19 protein-coding genes are annotated in these 17,038 nt (G+C 64.0%); all 19 read left to right on the top strand.

Annotated elements, in window-relative coordinates; all coding sequences use genetic code 11:
• Nucleotides 1-73: 73 nt before the first annotated feature.
• The 19 genes from iscR (at nt 74) to BMY03_RS16880 (ending at nt 17,036) form a co-directional block, all read left to right on the top strand.
• Nucleotides 74-565: a Fe-S cluster assembly transcriptional regulator IscR gene (gene iscR / locus BMY03_RS16970; RefSeq protein WP_023630639.1), complete on the top strand. Its 492-nt coding sequence runs from the start codon at nt 74-76 to the stop codon at nt 563-565.
• Between the two features lie 44 nt (nt 566-609).
• Nucleotides 610-1,824: an IscS subfamily cysteine desulfurase gene (locus BMY03_RS16965; RefSeq protein ID WP_023630638.1), complete on the top strand. Its 1,215-nt coding sequence runs from the start codon at nt 610-612 to the stop codon at nt 1,822-1,824.
• A gap of 46 nt (nt 1,825-1,870) precedes the next feature.
• Complete coding sequence (gene iscU / locus BMY03_RS16960; protein WP_023630637.1) at nt 1,871-2,257, top strand: Fe-S cluster assembly scaffold IscU; 387 nt, start codon at nt 1,871-1,873, stop codon at nt 2,255-2,257.
• A gap of 25 nt (nt 2,258-2,282) precedes the next feature.
• Nucleotides 2,283-2,606 carry an iron-sulfur cluster assembly protein IscA gene (gene iscA / locus BMY03_RS16955; RefSeq protein WP_023630636.1) on the top strand — a complete coding sequence of 108 codons (324 nt, stop codon included), beginning with the start codon at nt 2,283-2,285 and terminating at the stop codon, nt 2,604-2,606.
• Between the two features lie 8 nt (nt 2,607-2,614).
• The gene (gene hscB, locus BMY03_RS16950; RefSeq protein WP_031315121.1) at nt 2,615-3,136 is read left to right on the top strand and encodes a co-chaperone HscB; all 522 of its coding nucleotides are present in this window, start codon (nt 2,615-2,617) and stop codon (nt 3,134-3,136) included.
• 43 nt (nt 3,137-3,179) lie between these two features.
• Nucleotides 3,180-5,042 carry a Fe-S protein assembly chaperone HscA gene (gene hscA, locus BMY03_RS16945; protein WP_038706771.1) on the top strand — a complete coding sequence of 621 codons (1,863 nt, stop codon included), beginning with the start codon at nt 3,180-3,182 and terminating at the stop codon, nt 5,040-5,042.
• 3 nt (nt 5,043-5,045) lie between these two features.
• Nucleotides 5,046-5,387 carry an ISC system 2Fe-2S type ferredoxin gene (fdx, locus tag BMY03_RS16940; protein ID WP_094011725.1) on the top strand — a complete coding sequence of 114 codons (342 nt, stop codon included), beginning with the start codon at nt 5,046-5,048 and terminating at the stop codon, nt 5,385-5,387.
• Nucleotides 5,388-5,397: 10 nt separating this feature from the next.
• Entirely contained in the window at nt 5,398-5,598 is a 201-nt protein-coding gene (gene iscX / locus BMY03_RS16935; RefSeq protein WP_023630071.1) for a Fe-S cluster assembly protein IscX, read from the top strand.
• An 89-nt stretch (nt 5,599-5,687) separates the two neighbouring features.
• The gene (ndk, locus tag BMY03_RS16930) at nt 5,688-6,113 is read left to right on the top strand and encodes a nucleoside-diphosphate kinase (RefSeq protein ID WP_023630072.1); all 426 of its coding nucleotides are present in this window, start codon (nt 5,688-5,690) and stop codon (nt 6,111-6,113) included.
• Between the two features lie 28 nt (nt 6,114-6,141).
• A complete protein-coding gene (gene rlmN / locus BMY03_RS16925; protein WP_023630073.1) occupies nt 6,142-7,284 on the top strand; it encodes a dual-specificity RNA methyltransferase RlmN in 1,143 nt (380 codons plus the stop codon).
• A gap of 14 nt (nt 7,285-7,298) precedes the next feature.
• Nucleotides 7,299-8,060 carry a type IV pilus biogenesis/stability protein PilW gene (gene pilW / locus BMY03_RS16920; RefSeq protein WP_094011724.1) on the top strand — a complete coding sequence of 254 codons (762 nt, stop codon included), beginning with the start codon at nt 7,299-7,301 and terminating at the stop codon, nt 8,058-8,060.
• A complete protein-coding gene (locus tag BMY03_RS16915) occupies nt 8,057-9,079 on the top strand; it encodes a RodZ domain-containing protein (RefSeq protein ID WP_094011723.1) in 1,023 nt (340 codons plus the stop codon). Before pilW ends, BMY03_RS16915 begins: the two co-directional genes overlap by 4 nt.
• Nucleotides 9,080-9,082: 3 nt before the next feature.
• Nucleotides 9,083-10,192, top strand: a complete 1,110-nt coding sequence (ispG, locus tag BMY03_RS16910) for a flavodoxin-dependent (E)-4-hydroxy-3-methylbut-2-enyl-diphosphate synthase (protein WP_023630055.1) — start codon at nt 9,083-9,085, stop codon at nt 10,190-10,192.
• Nucleotides 10,193-10,216: 24 nt separating this feature from the next.
• Nucleotides 10,217-11,503, top strand: a complete 1,287-nt coding sequence (gene hisS, locus BMY03_RS16905; RefSeq protein ID WP_038706768.1) for a histidine--tRNA ligase — start codon at nt 10,217-10,219, stop codon at nt 11,501-11,503.
• Nucleotides 11,504-11,541: 38 nt separating this feature from the next.
• Nucleotides 11,542-12,183 carry a tetratricopeptide repeat protein gene (locus BMY03_RS16900; RefSeq protein WP_038706767.1) on the top strand — a complete coding sequence of 214 codons (642 nt, stop codon included), beginning with the start codon at nt 11,542-11,544 and terminating at the stop codon, nt 12,181-12,183.
• Entirely contained in the window at nt 12,158-13,327 is a 1,170-nt protein-coding gene (gene bamB, locus BMY03_RS16895; protein WP_094011722.1) for an outer membrane protein assembly factor BamB, read from the top strand. The genes BMY03_RS16900 and bamB overlap by 26 nt, the downstream gene beginning before the upstream one ends.
• A 117-nt stretch (nt 13,328-13,444) precedes the next feature.
• Nucleotides 13,445-14,908 (top strand): ribosome biogenesis GTPase Der, encoded by a 1,464-nt coding sequence (gene der / locus BMY03_RS16890; protein WP_023630727.1) that lies wholly within the window; start codon nt 13,445-13,447, stop codon nt 14,906-14,908.
• A gap of 200 nt (nt 14,909-15,108) precedes the next feature.
• Nucleotides 15,109-16,257 carry a pyridoxal phosphate-dependent aminotransferase gene (locus BMY03_RS16885; RefSeq protein WP_023630728.1) on the top strand — a complete coding sequence of 383 codons (1,149 nt, stop codon included), beginning with the start codon at nt 15,109-15,111 and terminating at the stop codon, nt 16,255-16,257.
• The gene (locus BMY03_RS16880) at nt 16,245-17,036 is read left to right on the top strand and encodes an amidohydrolase (RefSeq protein ID WP_094011721.1); all 792 of its coding nucleotides are present in this window, start codon (nt 16,245-16,247) and stop codon (nt 17,034-17,036) included. The genes BMY03_RS16885 and BMY03_RS16880 overlap by 13 nt, the downstream gene beginning before the upstream one ends.
• Nucleotides 17,037-17,038 lie beyond the last annotated feature (2 nt).

Below are 17,038 nucleotides of genomic sequence, written 5' to 3'. Positions count from 1 at the left end.
CTTATAGTTGACTTAAATGCTCGGGAATCGCATACTCGCACACATCCTGTAACTCCCGTGGTACCCATACGCCATGCGACTGACTACCAAAGGCCGATACGCCGTGACCGCCATGCTTGACCTGGCGTTGCACGCGCAGCAGGGGCCGGTGTCTTTGGCCGATATTTCCGAGCGCCAGGGCATTTCCCTCTCTTATCTGGAACAGCTGTTCGCCAAGCTGCGCCGCAGCAGCCTGGTATCCAGCGTTCGCGGCCCAGGCGGCGGCTACCAGCTGTCGCGAGGCATGGAAACCATCCAGGTGGCCCAGGTCATCGACGCGGTCAACGAATCGGTCGATGCCACCCGTTGCCAGGGCCTGGGGGATTGCCACGCCGGTGATACCTGCCTGACTCACCACCTGTGGTGTGACCTGAGCCAGCAGATCCATGAATTCCTCAGTGGCATCAGCCTGGCCGACCTCGTCATGCGCCGTGAGGTGCAGGAAGTCGCCCAGCGCCAGGACCTGCGCCGCGTCGCGGGCCGAACCGCCCAGCTGGACAAGATTGAGACGTCCGCCGTCGACTGAAAATTCAGCGACGAGCGACGCCACCGCCTGATAGGAGATACTCAATGAAGTTGCCGATCTACCTCGATTACTCCGCGACCACGCCGGTCGATCCCCGTGTCGCCCAGAAGATGGCCGAGTGCCTGCTGGTTGACGGGAACTTCGGTAACCCGGCCTCGCGCTCCCACGTGTTCGGCTGGAAGGCTGAGGAAGCAGTCGAGAACGGCCGCCGCCAGGTCGCCGAGCTGATCAACGCCGACCCGCGCGAGATCGTCTGGACCAGCGGTGCCACCGAGTCCGACAACCTCGCCCTCAAAGGCGTGGCGCACTTCTATCAGACCAAGGGCAAGCACATCATCACCTCCAAGATCGAGCACAAGGCGGTCCTGGATACCGCTCGCCAGCTCGAGCGCGAAGGTTTCGAGGTTACCTACCTCGAGCCAGGTGAAGACGGCATCGTCACCCCGGCGATGGTCGAAGCTGTCCTGCGCGACGACACCATCCTGGTCTCGCTGATGCACGTGAACAACGAAGTCGGCTCGATCAACGACATCGCCGCCATCGGTGAACTGACCCGTTCGCGCGGCGTGCTGTTCCACGTCGACGCTGCACAGTCGGCCGGCAAGGTCGAGATCGACGTGCAAAAGCTGAAAGTCGACCTGATGTCGTTCTCGGCGCACAAGGTCTACGGCCCGAAAGGCATCGGCGCGCTGTACGTCAGCCGCAAGCCGCGTGTGCGCCTGGAAGCCATCATCCACGGTGGTGGGCATGAGCGCGGCATGCGTTCGGGCACCCTGCCGACCCACCAGATCGTCGGCATGGGCGAAGCCTTCGCCATCGCCAAGCAGGAAATGGCCGCTGAAAACGTGCGCATCAAGGCCCTGAGCGACCGCTTCTTCAAGCAGGTCTCGGACCTCGAAGAGCTGTACGTGAACGGCAGCCAGACCCAGCGCGTGCCGCACAACCTGAACCTGAGCTTCAACTACGTCGAAGGCGAGTCGCTGCTGATGTCGCTCAAGGACATCGCTGTTTCGTCCGGTTCGGCCTGCACCTCCGCTTCGCTCGAGCCGTCCTACGTCCTGCGCGCCCTGGGCCGCAACGACGAGCTGGCGCACAGCTCGATCCGCTTCTCCTTCGGTCGCTTCACCACCGAGGAAGAAGTCGACTACGCCGCGCAGAAAGTCTGCGAAGCCGTCAACAAACTGCGTGAGCTGTCGCCCCTTTGGGATATGTACAAAGACGGCGTCGACATCTCCAAGATCGAGTGGGCCGCCCACTAAGCAGTCGCCGGCAAGAGCGGCTCCCTGATGAGGAAGGAATTGCACCATGGCATACAGTGAAAAGGTCATCGACCACTACGAAAACCCGCGCAACGTCGGCAAGATGAACGCCGACGATCCGGATGTCGGTACCGGCATGGTCGGCGCCCCGGCCTGCGGTGACGTGATGCGCCTGCAGATCAAGGTCAACGAGCAGGGCGTCATCGAAGACGCCAAGTTCAAGACCTACGGTTGCGGTTCGGCCATCGCCTCCAGCTCCCTCGCCACCGAGTGGATGAAGGGCAAGACCCTGGACGAGGCCGAGACCATCAAGAACACCCAGCTGGCTGAAGAGCTGGCATTGCCGCCGGTCAAGATCCACTGCTCCGTGCTCGCCGAAGATGCCATCAAGGCCGCTGTTCGCGACTACAAGCAGAAGAAAGGCTTGGTCTGAGTCGACTGCGAGGTAAGGAGTTCCGATGGCTATCAGCATGACAGAAGCCGCCGCCAACCACATTCGCCGCTCCCTCGACGGGCGCGGCAAGGGTGAGGGCATTCGCCTGGGCGTGCGCACCACCGGCTGCTCGGGCCTGGCCTACGTGCTGGAGTTCGTCGACGAGCTCGCCGCCGAAGACCAGGTGTTCGAGAACCACGGCGTGAAGGTCATCATCGACCCGAAAAGCCTGGTGTACCTCGACGGCACCGAGCTGGACTTCGTCAAGGAAGGGTTGAACGAAGGTTTCAAGTTCAACAACCCCAACGTGCGCGGTGAGTGTGGCTGCGGCGAAAGCTTCAACGTTTGAGGCTGGCCGTGGGTACTCTTTGCCATTTCGCCCTGTTCGACCTGCAACCGGCTTTCCGCCTGGACCTCGACAAACTGGCCGTTCGCTATCGCGAGTTGGCCCGTGAGGTCCACCCCGACCGCTTCGCCGACGCTTCCGAGCGTGAGCAGCGTGTCGCCCTGGAAAAGTCCGCGGCGCTGAACGACGCCTACCAGACCTTGCGCAGCGCGCCGCGTCGCGCCCGTTACCTGCTGGCCATCGGTGGCCACGAAGTGCCCCAGGAAGTCACGGTGCATGACCCGGACTTCCTGCTGCAGCAGATGCAGTGGCGCGAAGAGCTCGAAGAGTTGCAGGACGAAGCCGACCTTGACGGTGTCGGTGTGTTCAAGAAGCGCCTCAAGGGTGCCCAGGACGCACTGAACAATGACTTCGCCGACTGTTGGGACGATGCAGCCCAGCGCGACAAGGCCGAGCGCCTGATGCGCCGCATGCAGTTCCTCGACAAGCTCGCCCAAGAAGTGCGCCAACTCGAAGAGCGCCTCGACGATTAACCCCGGCGTCACCCGTGATGACGCCTAAGGTACTCAGATAAGCATGGCCCTACTGCAGATCGCCGAACCCGGTCAGAGCCCTCAACCGCACCAGCGCCGCCTGGCGGTGGGCATCGACCTGGGCACCACCAACTCTCTCGTCGCCGCCGTGCGCAGCGGGCGCAGCGAGCCGCTGCCCGATGACCAGGGCCAGGTGATCCTGCCCTCGGCCGTGCGTTATCTCGAAGGCCGCAGCGAAGTAGGCCAGGCTGCCCGTGATGCCGCCTCCAGCGACCCGCTGAACACCATCCTGTCGGTCAAGCGCCTGATGGGGCGCGGCCTGGCCGACGTCAAACAATTGGGCGAGCAACTGCCGTACCGCTTCGTCGGTGGCGAGTCGCACATGCCGTTCATCGACACCGTCCAGGGCCCGAAGAGCCCGGTGGAAGTGTCGGCCGATATTCTCAAGGTACTGCGCCATCGCGCCGAGCAAACCCTCGGCGGCGAACTGGTGGGTGCGGTGATCACCGTGCCGGCATACTTCGACGATGCCCAGCGCCAGGCAACCAAGGATGCCGCCAAACTGGCCGGCCTCAACGTCCTGCGCCTGCTCAACGAGCCTACCGCGGCGGCCGTGGCCTATGGCCTGGACCAGAATGCTGAAGGCCTGGTGGCGATCTACGACCTGGGCGGCGGTACCTTCGATATTTCCATCCTGCGCCTGACCGGCGGTGTCTTCGAGGTGCTGGCCACCGGTGGCGATACCGCCCTGGGCGGCGATGACTTCGACCACGCCATCGCTGGCTGGATCATCGAGCAGGCGGGGCTGTCCTCCGACCTCGACCCAGCCACTCAGCGCCAGCTGCTGCAGGCTGCCTGCGCAGCCAAGGAAGCCCTGACCGACGCCGACGTGGTCGGTGTCAGCCACGGCGCCTGGCAGGGCGAGCTGAGCCGGGCGGCTTTCGACGCCATGATCGAGCCATTGGTCGCCCGCAGCCTCAAGGCCTGCCGTCGTGCCGTGCGTGACAGCGGCGTCGAGCTCGAAGAAGTCGGCGCGGTGGTCATGGTCGGCGGTTCGACCCGAGTGCCACGCGTGCGCGAGGCGGTCGGCGCACTGTTTGGCCGTACCCCGCTGACCTCGATCGACCCCGACCAGGTGGTGGCCATCGGAGCCGCGATCCAGGCCGACACCCTGGCCGGCAATCGTCGCGAAGGTGGCGAGCTGTTGCTGCTGGACGTCATTCCACTGTCGCTCGGCCTCGAGACCATGGGCGGGCTGATGGAGAAGGTGATCCCGCGCAACACCACCATCCCGGTGGCCCGCGCCCAGGAGTTCACCACTTACAAGGATGGCCAGTCGGCCATGATGATCCACGTCCTGCAGGGTGAGCGCGAGCTGATCAGCGATTGCCGCTCGCTGGCACGCTTCGAGCTGCGCGGCATCCCGGCGATGGTGGCCGGTGCGGCGAAGATCCGCGTGACCTTCCAGGTCGACGCCGACGGCCTGCTCAGCGTCGCGGCCCGCGAGCTGGGCTCGGGCGTGGAATCGAGCATCCAGGTCAAGCCATCCTATGGCCTGACCGACGGCGAGATCGCCCGCATGCTCAAGGATTCGTTCGAGCATGCCGGCTCCGACAAGCACGCGCGCCAGTTGCGCGAGCACCAGGTCGACGCCGAGCGCCTGCTCGAAGCGGTGCAGGGCGCCCTGGACGCCGATGGCGAACGCCTGCTCAGCAGTGACGAGCGCGAAGCGATCGAATTCCAGATGCAGGAACTACGTGATTTGCTGAGCGGCACCGATGGCGCCGCCATCGAGCAACAGACCAAGCGTCTGTCGCAGGTGACCGATGCATTTGCCGCCCGTCGCCTTGATTCGACGGTCAAAGCCGCACTGGCCGGGCGCAACCTGAATGAGATCGAGGAGTAATCGATGCCGCTGGTGACATTCCTGCCGCATGAGAAGTTCTGCCCCGAAGGGCTGACCGTGGAAGTGCCGTCCGGGACCAATATCCTGGAGCTGGCCCACGACCATCACATCGAGATGGAAAGCGCCTGCGGTGGCGTCAAGGCCTGCACCACCTGCCATTGCATCATCCGCAAGGGCTTCGACTCCCTTGAGGAGGCCGATGAGCTGGAGGAAGACATGCTGGACAAGGCCTGGGGCCTGGAGGCGCAGTCGCGCCTGGGTTGCCAGGTGGTCGTCGGCGAAGAGGACCTCACCATCGAGATCCCCAAATACTCGCTCAACCACGCCGCAGAAGCGCCGCACTGAGGTTTTGTACATGAGTCTGAAATGGGTTGATGTACTTGAGATCGCCATCCAGCTTGCGGAAAGCAAGCCTGAGGTCGATCCTCATTACGTGAATTTCGTCGATCTGCGCGCCTGGGTGATGGCGCTGCCTGAATTCGATGACGATCCGTCGCGTTGCGGTGAGAAGGTTCTCGAGGCCATCCAGGCGGCCTGGATCGACGAAGCCGACTGAACGCACGCTGCAGGTTAGGCAATCCCCTGGAACCCGCGTATAATTCGCGGGTTTAATTTTTCGCAACACTCAATATTCTGGAGTTTTCCATGGCTGTTCAACGTACTTTCTCCATCATCAAGCCTGACGCAGTTGCCAAGAACGTCATTGGCGAGATCACTACTCGCTTCGAGAAAGCCGGCCTGCGCGTCGTCGCTTCGAAAATGAAGCAGCTGTCCAAAGCCGAAGCCGAAGGCTTCTACGCTGAGCACAAAGAGCGCGGCTTCTTCGGTGACCTGGTTGCCTTCATGACTTCGGGCCCTGTTGTTGTGCAGGTTCTGGAAGGCGAAAACGCCATTCTGGCCAACCGTGAGCTGATGGGCGCCACCAACCCTAAAGAAGCTGCTGCCGGCACCATCCGTGCTGACTTCGCCGAGTCGATCGACGCCAACGCCGTTCACGGTTCGGACTCCGAAGCTGCCGCTGCTCGCGAAATCGCTTACTTCTTCGCTGCTACCGAGGTAACCACTCGCTAAGCGAAGGCTTACGAGTGAGGGTGAATCCATGACGACATCGACTGACAAGATCAACCTGCTGGGGCTGACCCTGGCGGAAATGGAACAGTTCTTCGACTCAATCGGGGAGAAGCGCTTCCGTGCCGGTCAGGTGATGAAATGGATTCACCATTATGGTGTCGATGATTTCGCCGCCATGACGAACGTCGGCAAGGTCTTGCGCGAAAAGCTCGAGGCCGTTGCCGAGATTCGGGGCCCGGAAGTGGTCAGCGAAGATATTTCCGCCGACGGTACCCGCAAGTGGGTGGTCCGCGTTGCCTCTGGCAGCTGCGTCGAGACCGTCTACATCCCCACCGACGATCGCGGCACCCTCTGCGTGTCGTCGCAAGCCGGCTGCGCCCTGGACTGCAGTTTCTGCTCCACCGGCAAGCAAGGCTTCAACAGCAACCTCACCGCCGCCGAAGTGATAGGCCAGGTGTGGCTTGCCAACAAATCCTTCGGGACCGTCCCGGCCAAGATCGACCGCGCGATTACCAACGTGGTCATGATGGGCATGGGCGAACCCCTGCTGAATTTCGACAATGTCATCGCCGCCATGAAGATCATGATGGAAGATCTGGGCTATGGCATTTCCAAGCGTCGCGTGACCCTGTCCACCTCGGGCGTGGTACCGATGATCGACGAGCTGGCCAAGCACATCGACGTGTCCCTGGCCCTGTCGCTGCACGCGCCGAACGACGAGCTGCGTAACAAGCTGGTGCCGATCAACAAGAAGTACCCGCTGAAGATGCTGCTGGATTCGTGCATGGGCTACATGTCCACCCTCGGCGGCAAGCGCGTGCTGACCATCGAGTACACCCTGCTCAAGGACGTCAACGACCAGCCCGAGCACGCCGCGCAGATGATCGAGCTGCTGCGTGATGTGCCGTGCAAGATCAACCTGATCCCGTTCAACCCGTTCCCGCACTCCGGCTACGAGCGGCCGAGCAACAATGCCATCCGCCGCTTCCAGGACCTGCTGCATCACGGCGGCTTCAACGTGACCACGCGCACCACCCGCGGTGATGACATCGACGCCGCGTGCGGTCAGCTGGTGGGCCAGGTCAACGACCGGACCCGGCGTAGCGAGCGCTACATCGCCGTACGTCAGCTGGCTGCCGACGAGCCGCAAGACAGCGCCGTGCGCCCCTGACGAGCCACTGCCCCATGAGCCTGCGCACCGCGCTGTCGATCCTGACGCTTTCGCTGCTGGCCGGCTGCGTGTCCGGCGGCGCGGGTGATCCCCTGGGCAACCGCCAGGGGCGCGAAGCGGCCCGGCAGGCCTATGTGCAGTTGGGCCTAGGGTATTTGCAACAAGGTTTGACCGAACGCGCCAAGGTTCCCTTGGCCAAGGCCCTGGCCCTCGATGCCCGTGACGCCGACGCCCATGCCGCGCTCGCCCTGGTATTCCAGGCCGAGGATGAGCCCGCCCTGGCCGGCGAGCATTTCGAAAAAGCCCTGGCCATCCGCCCGGATGACACGCGAATCCGCAACAACTACGGCGGTTTCCTATATGCTCAGGGCCATTTCGACGAAGCCCACGCGATGTTCCTCCAGGCTGCCGCCGATACCCTGTATCCTGAGCGTTCGCGCGTCTACGAGAACCTCGGGCTCACCGCCTTGAAGCGCGGGCAGGGCGCTCAGGCCCGCGAATATCTGGAAAAGGCCCTTCGGCTCAATCGGCGGCAACCGAAGGCTTTGCTCGAAATGGCTGAGTTGTCCTACGAAAACAGGCATTATGTGCCGGCCCGGAATTACTACGATCGATTCAGCCAACTGAGCGACCAGAATGCCCGCAGCCTGCTGCTGGGCCATCGCCTGGCACTTGCCCTTGACGAGCAGGGCACCGCAGCCCGCTTGGGCCAGCAATTACAACGACTTTATCCCGGTACGCCGGAATATCAGCAATACCTGTCGGAGCAACGATGAAAGCCGCGCACACTGAAGTAGCAGCAGCGACTCGCCAGAACCCCGGTGACGTCTTGCGCCAGGCCCGCGAAAACCGCGATTGGAGCCAGGCTGAGGTCGCTCGCAAGCTCAACCTCACGGTATCTTCGCTGAACAACCTGGAAAACGGCGCCTTCGACAAGCTGCCCGGGCATACCTTCGCCCGTGGCTACATCCGCGCCTATGCCAAGCTGATGGACATGGACCAGGCGCCCCTGGTCGAGGCCTTCGACCAGATCACCGGGACCCACGCCAAAGGCAGTGAGGTGCATGCTCTCGGCCGCATCGAAGAGCCGGTGCGCCTGTCGCACAACATCCTGCGCGTGGTCAGCCTGTTGCTGCTGGTCGCCGTGGTCGGCGGTGGTTTCTTCTGGTGGCAGGACCAGAGCAGCCTGCGCGGCAAGGACCTGGCCAAGATCGCCCTGGAGCACGTCGAGGTCGAGAGCGCCGACGGCACCACGCAGATTCACCCGCTGGACGAGCCGGAAGACCAGGCCGTGAGCGAGGGCCAGCAGGCCGAAGGCCAGGCCCTGCCGCTGGAACCGAGCAGTGCCGAGCAGGCGCCGGTCGCTGAGGCCCAGGCGCCAGTCGTCTCCGTTGCGCCTGCCACGCCAGCCACCAGCGCCGCGCCGACTGCCGCCGCGCCTGTGGCACCGGTTGTCGCGCCAGCCACCCCCGCCGTGCCTGCCGCCACCGCGCCAGCCGCCGCCGCTGCGGTCGCACCGACTGCACCCGCTGAAGCCGCACCGGCCCCGGCCGGCAGCGCCAAGGTTCATATCCAATTCACCGCCGATTGCTGGACCCAGGTCACCGACGGCAACGGCAAGGTGCTGTTCAGCGCCATCAAGCGCAAGGGCGACAGCCTGGAACTGACCGGCAAGCCACCGTTCGCGGTGCGCCTGGGCTTCGCCCGCGGCGCCCAGGTGAGCTACAACGGCCAGGCGGTCGATGTCGCCCCGTTCACCAGTGGCGAAACCGCTCGCCTGAAGTTGGGACAGTAATTCATGCACGGCGAATCTCCGATCAAACGTCGCGAATCCCGCAAGATCTGGGTCGGCAATGTGCCGGTGGGTGGTGATGCGCCCATCGCGGTGCAGAGCATGACCAACACCGACACCAACGATGTCGCGGCCACCGTGGCGCAGATCCAGCGCCTGGTCGATGCCGGCGTGGACATCGTCCGTGTCTCGGTGCCGGACATGGACGCAGCCGAAGCCTTCGGCAAAATCAAGAAACTGGTCAGCGTGCCGCTGGTCGCCGACATTCACTTCGACTACAAGATCGCTCTGCGCGTGGCCGAGCTGGGTGTCGACTGCCTGCGCATCAACCCTGGCAACATTGGCCGTGAAGACCGTGTGCGCGCCGTGGTCGATGCCGCCCGCGACCGTGGTATCCCGATCCGCATCGGCGTCAACGCCGGCTCCCTGGAAAAGGACCTGCAGAAGAAGTACGGCGAGCCGACCCCGGCGGCGCTGGTCGAATCGGCCCTGCGTCACGTCGAGCACCTCGACCGCCTGGATTTCCAGGACTTCAAGGTCAGCGTCAAGGCCTCCGACGTGTTCATGGCCGTCGAAGCCTATCGCCTGTTGGCCAGGCAGATCATCCAGCCGCTGCACCTGGGCATCACCGAAGCCGGTGGCCTGCGCTCGGGGACGGTGAAATCCGCCGTCGGCCTAGGTATGCTGCTGGCCGAAGGCATCGGTGACACCATCCGCATTTCCCTGGCCGCCGATCCGGTCGAGGAAGTGAAGGTCGGCTACGACATCCTCAAGTCGCTGCACCTGCGTTCCCGTGGCATCAACTTCATCGCCTGCCCGAGCTGCTCGCGGCAGAACTTCGATGTGGTCAAGACCATGAACGAACTGGAAGGGCGCCTGGAGGACCTGCTGGTGCCGCTGGACGTGGCGGTGATCGGTTGCGTGGTCAACGGCCCGGGCGAAGCCAAGGAATCGCACGTGGGCTTGACCGGCGGCACGCCGAACCTGGTGTACATCGACGGCAAGCCATCGCAGAAGCTGAACAACGACAACCTGGTCGACGAGCTGGAAAAGCTCATTCGCCAGAAAGCGGCCGAGAAGGCCGAGGCCGACGCGGCGCTGATCGCCCGCGGCTGAGACACAGATTCGTAAGGACTATTCGTGAGCAAATCGCTGCAAGCCATCCGTGGCATGAACGACATCCTGCCCGACCAGTCGCCGCTGTGGCGCTACTTCGAGGGCACCGTGGCTGGCTTGCTGGACAGCTACGGCTACAGCCAGATCCGCACGCCGATTGTCGAGTTCACCGAGCTGTTCAAGCGCTCGATCGGTGAAGTCACCGATATCGTCGAGAAGGAGATGTACACCTTCCAGGATAACAAGGACTCGCTTACCTTGCGCCCGGAAGGCACCGCCGCTTGCGTGCGCGCAGTGCTCGAACACGGCATCATCGGTAATGGCCAGGTGCAGAAGCTCTGGTACGTGGGCCCGATGTTCCGCCACGAGCGCCCGCAACTGGGACGCTACCGGCAGTTCCACCAGATCGGTGTCGAGGTGTTCAACCTGGCCGGCCCGGATATCGACGCCGAACTGATCATGCTCACCTGGCGCCTCTGGGCGTTGCTGGGTATCCAGGACGCAGTGACCCTGGAGCTCAACAGCCTTGGCACCAGCGAAGCCCGCGGGCGTTATCGCGATGCACTGGTGGAGTTCCTGTCCCAGCGCATTGATCAGCTGGACGAAGACAGCCAGCGCCGCCTGAAGAGCAATCCGCTGCGTATCCTCGACAGCAAGAACGCAGGCACCCAGGCCGCCCTGGTGGGCGCGCCGAAGCTCGAAGAGTACCTGGACGAAGAGTCCCGCGTGCATTTCGAGGGTGTGAAGGCGCGTCTTGACGCTGCTGGCATCCCGTTCGTGATCAATACCAAGCTGGTACGCGGCCTGGACTACTACAGCAAGACCGTATTCGAGTGGGTTACCGACAAGCTCGGTGCCCAAGGCACGGTCTGCGCCGGCGGGCGTTACGACGGCTTGGTCGAGCAGATGGGCGGCAAGCCGACCGCTGGCGTTGGCTTTGCCATGGGTATCGAGCGCCTGCTGCTGCTGATCGAAACCCTCGGCCAGGTGCCTGAGTCGATCAGCCGTACCATCGACGTCTACCTGTGCGCCTTTGGGGAGCAGGCCGAGCTTGCCGGGCTGAAGATCAGCGAGCAGCTGCGTGATCGTCTGCCGAACCTGCGCCTGGCGGTCAACGCCGGTGGCGGCAACTTCAAGAACCAGTTCAAGAAGGCCGACAAGAGCGGCGCGCTGTTCGCCCTGATCCTCGGCGACGACGAGCTGGCCAAGCAAGAGATTGGCGTGAAGCCCCTGCGTGGCCAGGGCGAACAACAGAACATTGCCTGGGATGCGCTTGCTGCGCACCTGGAAACCGCGATCGCCCAGGCGTGATGCGGTCCGACAACGAATAGGCGAATAGGAGTATTGGGGTGTCGAGTACCGATGATGAAGGCCTGGCAGCGGCCAAGGACTGGTGGAACCGCAACGGCAAGCCACTGCTGACCGGCGCCCTGCTGGCCGGTGTGGTGGTGATGGGCTGGCAGACCTGGCACAAGTACCAGGCCAACCAGTCCCAAGGCGCTTCGGCGCTGTACCAGGCCCTGCTGGAAACCTCGCTGACGCCGGATGGCAAGCCTGACGCGAGCAAGGTGGCGGAGCTTTCCGGCAAGCTCAAGAGCGAGTTCGGCGGCACTGCCTACGCCCAGTACGGCAGCCTGTTCGTCGCCAAGGTGGCGGTCGAGAGCGGCAAGCTGGACGACGCGGCGAGCGAACTCAAGAGCGTGATGGACAAGCCGGCTGACGCCACCCTGAGCGAGATTTCGCGCCAGCGCCTGGCCCGTGTGCTCGCGGCCCAGGACAAGGCCGAGGACGCCCTCAAGCTGCTCGACGGCGACACCGACAAGGCCTTCCTGGCCAGCCGTGAAGAACTCAAGGGCGACCTGCTGGTGCAGCTGGGCCGCGCCGACGACGCGCACGGCGCCTACGAAAAAGCCAAGGCCGCGCTGTCCGACGACGCCGCGATCGGTGGCCTGCAACTGAAGCTGGATGACCTGGCCAAAGGGGACGCCTGAAGTGAAGGGTTGGAAACAAGCAGCAGTGCTCACCCTCGCCGTCCTGGCGGCGGGTTGCAGCAGCAACAGCAAGAAGGAACTGCCCCCGGCCGAGCTGACCAAGTTCACCGAGGAAGTGGTACTGAAGAAGCAGTGGAGCCGTTCGATCGGTGACGGCCAGGGTGAGACCTACAACACCCTGGTGCCGGCCATCGAGAACGACCGCATCTACGCTTCCGACGTCAACGGCGAAGTCTTCGCGCTGAACCGCATCACCGGTGACGTGGTGTGGAAGAAGGACCTCGAGCTGCCGGTTTCCGGCGCCGTGGGCGTGGGCTATGGCCTGGTCATGCTGGGTACCCTGAAGGGCGAGGTCATTGCCCTGGACTCCAGCACCGGCGAGGAGCGCTGGCGCTCGCGCGTCTCCAGCGAAGTGCTGGCACCGCCCGCCAACAATGGTGACGTGGTGGTGGTGCAGACCCAGGACGACCGCCTGGTCGGCTTCGACGCCGCCACGGGTGACCGTCGCTGGATCTACGAGAACAGCCCGGCCGTACTGACCCTGCGCGGTACCGGTGCGCCGGTGGTGACCAACCGCCTGGCCGTTGCCGGCCTGTCCACCGGCAAGGTGGTGGCGGTCGACATCAGCAACGGCGTGCCAGTGTGGGAAAGCCGCGTGGCTGTGCCGCAGGGCCGTTCCGAGCTGGACCGCGTGGTAGACATCGACGGCGGCCTGCTGCTGTCCGGTGGCACCCTGTACGTCAGCACCTACCAGGGCCGCGTCGCCGGCCTGGACCTGGAAAGCGGCCGCGTGCTGTGGCAGCGCGATGCCTCCAGCTACGTGGGTGTCGCCCAGGGCTTCGGCAACGTCTATGTCAGCGAAGCGTCGGGCACCGTGCAGAGCGTCGACGAGCGTTCTTCCAGCTCGCTGTGGAGCAACGACTCCATGGCCCGCCGTCAGCTGTCGGCGCCGGAAGTTTTCTCCAGCTATGTGGCCGTCGGTGACTTCGAGGGTTACCTGCACCTGCTCAGCCAGGTCGATGGCCGTTTCGTCGGCCGTGAGCGTATCGACAGCGATGGCCTGCGCGCCCGCCCACTGGTGGTCGGCGACACCATCTATGTCTTCGGCAACAGCGGCAAACTCGAGGCACTGACCATCCGCTGAAGCTATGCTTGGGCCCGTTCGCGGGCTCAGGTTGCGGCGTAGGAAACGCCGCCCGAACTCCGGCCGCTGCCTTGCAGCGGCCTTTGCATTTTCAAGAATTCAAGAGTGGAGAGCCGCATGGTTCCCGTAATCGCCCTGGTGGGCCGCCCCAACGTCGGCAAATCCACCATGTTCAACCGCCTGACCAAGACCCGCGATGCCATCGTCGGTGACCTGTCGGGCCTGACCCGTGACCGCCAGTATGGTGATGCCAGCTGGCAGGGTCGTTCCTACATCCTGATCGACACCGGCGGTATCACCGGTGACGAGGTGGGCATGGACGAGAAGATGGCCGAGCAGTCGCTGATGGCCATCGAGGAAGCCGACTACGTGCTGTTCCTGGTTGATGCCCGGGCCGGCATGACCGCCGCCGACCAGATGATCGCCGATCACCTGCGCAAGCGGAACAAGGAAGCGATCCTGGTCGCCAACAAGATCGACAACATCGATCCCGATATCGCCCGCGCCGAGTTCTCGCCGCTGGGCATGGGCAACGCCATCCCGGTGGCGGGCTCCCAGGGCCGCGGCATCAACGCCCTGATGGAGTCTCTGCTCGGCCATATTCCCCGTGATCCCGAGGAAGAAGCCCTCGACGAGGATGTCGCCGAAGGCGAAGAAGCCACGCGCATCCCCGGCCCGAGCGAGAAAGACGGTATCAAGATCGCCATCATCGGCCGCCCCAACGTTGGCAAGTCGACCCTGGTCAACCGCATGCTCGGCGAAGAGCGCGTAGTGGTGTACGACCAGCCGGGCACCACCCGCGACAGTATCTACATTCCGTTCGAGCGTGATGGCGAGAAGTACACCTTCATCGACACCGCCGGTGTGCGCAAGCGCGGCAAGATCCACGAGGAAGTCGAAAAGTTCTCGGTGGTGAAGACCCTGCAGGCGATCAAGGACGCCAACGTGGTGATCTTCGTCATGGACGCCCGCGAAGGCGTGGTCGACCACGACCTCAACCTGCTGGGCTTCGCCCTCGACGCCGGCCGCGCCGTGGTCATCGCCCTGAACAAGTGGGACGGCATGGAGCCGGGCGAGCGCGACTACGTGAAGACTGAGCTGGAGCGCCGGCTGTTCTTCGTCGACTTCGCCGACATCCACTTCATCTCGGCGCTGCACGGCACCGGCGTGGGCCATCTGTACAAGTCGGTGCAGGCCGCGTTCAAGTCGGCGGTCACCCGCTGGCCGACCAGCCGCCTCACGCAGATCCTCGAAGACGCCATCAGCGTGCACCAGCCGCCGTTGGTCAACGGCCGCCGCATCAAGCTGCGCTATGCCCACCTCGGTGGCGCCAACCCGCCGCTGATCGTGATCCACGGCAACCAGACCGACAAGATCCCCAACTCCTACTCGCGTTACCTGGAGAACACCTACCGCCGGGTGCTCAAGCTGGTCGGCACGCCGATCCGTATCGAGTACAAGGGTGGTGACAACCCGTTCGAGGGCAAGAAGAACACCCTCACCGATCGCCAGGTCAACAAGAAGCGCCGCCTGATGTCGCACCACAAGAAGGCCGAGAAGAAGCGCCGCGACAAGCGCTGATTCCGTGCTGGCTTCATCGCCGGCTAGCCGGCTCCCACAGCGTAAGCACAAGCCACAATACCTGTGGGAGCCGGCTTGCCGGCGATAGGGCTCTTTGATCCACCGCAATCCCCCTATTGTTTCAACCTTTTTCCTGACCGCTCGTTCCGCTATGCTCGGATCCACCCCCGTGCCGGACAAACCCCAGGAAAGAGGGCTCCATGATCCGCAGCAAACTGCCGAACGTCGGCACGACCATCTTCACCACCATGTCGCAACTGGCCATGCAGACCGGTGCGCTCAATCTGTCTCAGGGCTTCCCTGACTTCAACGGCCCCCAGGCCCTGCTCGATGCCGTTGGCCGCCACGTGGCCGCCGGGCATAACCAGTATTCGCCGATGACTGGCCTGCCAGCCCTGCGCCAGCAGGTTGCGGCCAAGATCGCCCGGCTGTATGGCGTGGCAGTGGATGCCGACCAGGAAGTGACCATCACCCCCGGCGCCACCGAGGCGATCTTCTGCGCGATCCAGGCGGTGATCCACCCCGGTGACGAGGTGATCGTCTTCGACCCCAGCTACGACAGCTACGAGCCGTCGGTGGAACTGGCCGGTGGCCGCTGCGTGCATGTGCCGCTGCGCGACGGCAGCTTCAGCATCGACTGGCAGAAGTTCAGCGATGCGTTGAGCCCGCGCACGCGCATGGTCATCCTCAATTCGCCGCACAACCCCAGCGGCGCGTTGATCAACCGCGACGACCTGGACCAGCTGGCCGCGTTGATCGGCAACCGCGATATCTACCTGGTCAGCGACGAAGTCTACGAGCACCTGATCTACGACGGTGTGCGCCACGCCAGCGTGCTGGCCCACGCGCAGTTGTACAGCAAAGCCTTCGTCATCAGCTCGTTCGGCAAGACCTACCACGTCACCGGCTGGAAAACCGGCTACGTGGTCGCGCCACCGGCCCTCAGCGCCGAATTGCGCAAGGTGCACCAGTACGTCAACTTCTGCGGCGTCACGCCCTTGCAGTGCGCGTTGGCCGACTTCATGGCCGAGCACCCTGAGCACATCGACGAACTGCCGGCCTTCTACCAGGCCAAGCGCGACCTGTTCTGCGATTTACTGCAGGCCTCGCGTTTCACCTTCACCCGCACCCCGGGCACCTATTTCCAACTGGTGGACTATTCGCAGATTCGCCCCGACCTGAACGATGTCGACATGGCGCTGTGGCTGACCCGTGAGCATGGCGTGGCCAGCATCCCGGTGTCGGTGTTCTACCAGCAACCCATCCCCGAGCAACGCCTGGTACGCCTGTGCTTTGCCAAACGCGAGGAGACGCTGCGCCAGGCAGCGGAAAGACTATGCGCGATTTGAGCCAACTGCCGAACCTGAAAATCGCCCTGGTGCAGACCACCCTGGCCTGGCACGACCGCGAGGCGAACTACGCGCACTTCGAGGAACTGATCACCCAGGCCGGTGAGGTGGACCTGGTGGTCCTGCCGGAAATGTTCACCACCGGGTTTTCGATGGAGTCCGAAAGCCTGGCCGAGCCGGAAAACGGCCCGACCTACAAATGGCTCAAGGCCCAGGCGAAGAAAGCCAGCGCGGTGATCACCGGCAGCGTGATCATCCAGGCCGCCGACGGCAGCCACCGCAACCGCCTCCTGTGGGCGCGGCCCGATGGCGAGATCCTGCACTACGACAAGCGCCACCTGTTCCGCATGGCCGGTGAGCACAAGCACTACACCCCGGGCGAGCGCCAGGTGCAGTTCGAGCTCAAGGGCTGGCGGATTCGCCCGCTGATCTGCTACGACCTGCGTTTCCCGGTGTGGAGCCGCGATGCCCAGGACACCGACCTGCTGCTGTACACCGCCAACTGGCCGGCGGCGCGGCGCCTGCACTGGAACCGGCTGCTGCCGGCACGGGGCATCGAGAACCTGTGCTTCGTGGCAGCGGTGAACCGGGTCGGCACCGATGGCAAGGGCTTCGCCTACTCCGGCGACAGCCAGGTGCTGGACTTCCAGGGTGAGAGCCTGCTCAGCGCGGGCGAGGCCGACGGGGTGTTCACCGTGGTGCTGCGGGCGGCGGAGCTGGCCGCGTATCGGGCGCGGTTCCCGGCCAACATGGATGCCGATACCTTCGAATTGCATTGACC

The organism is Pseudomonas soli (assembly GCF_900110655.1).
Classification (GTDB): Bacteria; Pseudomonadota; Gammaproteobacteria; order Pseudomonadales; family Pseudomonadaceae; genus Aquipseudomonas; species Aquipseudomonas soli.
Note: the sequence above shows the minus strand (reverse complement) of the source record. Positions and strands in the feature narration are given on the sequence as shown.

Coding starts and splice junctions, on each gene's coding strand:
- BMY03_RS16915 (WP_094011723.1), top strand. CDS start 8,057: ATGAAAGCCGCGCACACTGAAGTAGCAGCAGCGACTCGCCAGAACCCC.
- BMY03_RS16880 (WP_094011721.1), top strand. CDS start 16,245: ATGCGCGATTTGAGCCAACTGCCGAACCTGAAAATCGCCCTGGTGCAG.
- der (WP_023630727.1), top strand. CDS start 13,445: ATGGTTCCCGTAATCGCCCTGGTGGGCCGCCCCAACGTCGGCAAATCC.
- ndk (WP_023630072.1), top strand. CDS start 5,688: ATGGCTGTTCAACGTACTTTCTCCATCATCAAGCCTGACGCAGTTGCC.
- hscA (WP_038706771.1), top strand. CDS start 3,180: ATGGCCCTACTGCAGATCGCCGAACCCGGTCAGAGCCCTCAACCGCAC.
- iscA (WP_023630636.1), top strand. CDS start 2,283: ATGGCTATCAGCATGACAGAAGCCGCCGCCAACCACATTCGCCGCTCC.
- pilW (WP_094011724.1), top strand. CDS start 7,299: ATGAGCCTGCGCACCGCGCTGTCGATCCTGACGCTTTCGCTGCTGGCC.
- iscR (WP_023630639.1), top strand. CDS start 74: ATGCGACTGACTACCAAAGGCCGATACGCCGTGACCGCCATGCTTGAC.
- ispG (WP_023630055.1), top strand. CDS start 9,083: ATGCACGGCGAATCTCCGATCAAACGTCGCGAATCCCGCAAGATCTGG.
- fdx (WP_094011725.1), top strand. CDS start 5,046: ATGCCGCTGGTGACATTCCTGCCGCATGAGAAGTTCTGCCCCGAAGGG.
- BMY03_RS16885 (WP_023630728.1), top strand. CDS start 15,109: ATGATCCGCAGCAAACTGCCGAACGTCGGCACGACCATCTTCACCACC.
- rlmN (WP_023630073.1), top strand. CDS start 6,142: ATGACGACATCGACTGACAAGATCAACCTGCTGGGGCTGACCCTGGCG.
- BMY03_RS16965 (WP_023630638.1), top strand. CDS start 610: ATGAAGTTGCCGATCTACCTCGATTACTCCGCGACCACGCCGGTCGAT.
- bamB (WP_094011722.1), top strand. CDS start 12,158: ATGACCTGGCCAAAGGGGACGCCTGAAGTGAAGGGTTGGAAACAAGCA.
- iscU (WP_023630637.1), top strand. CDS start 1,871: ATGGCATACAGTGAAAAGGTCATCGACCACTACGAAAACCCGCGCAAC.
- iscX (WP_023630071.1), top strand. CDS start 5,398: ATGAGTCTGAAATGGGTTGATGTACTTGAGATCGCCATCCAGCTTGCG.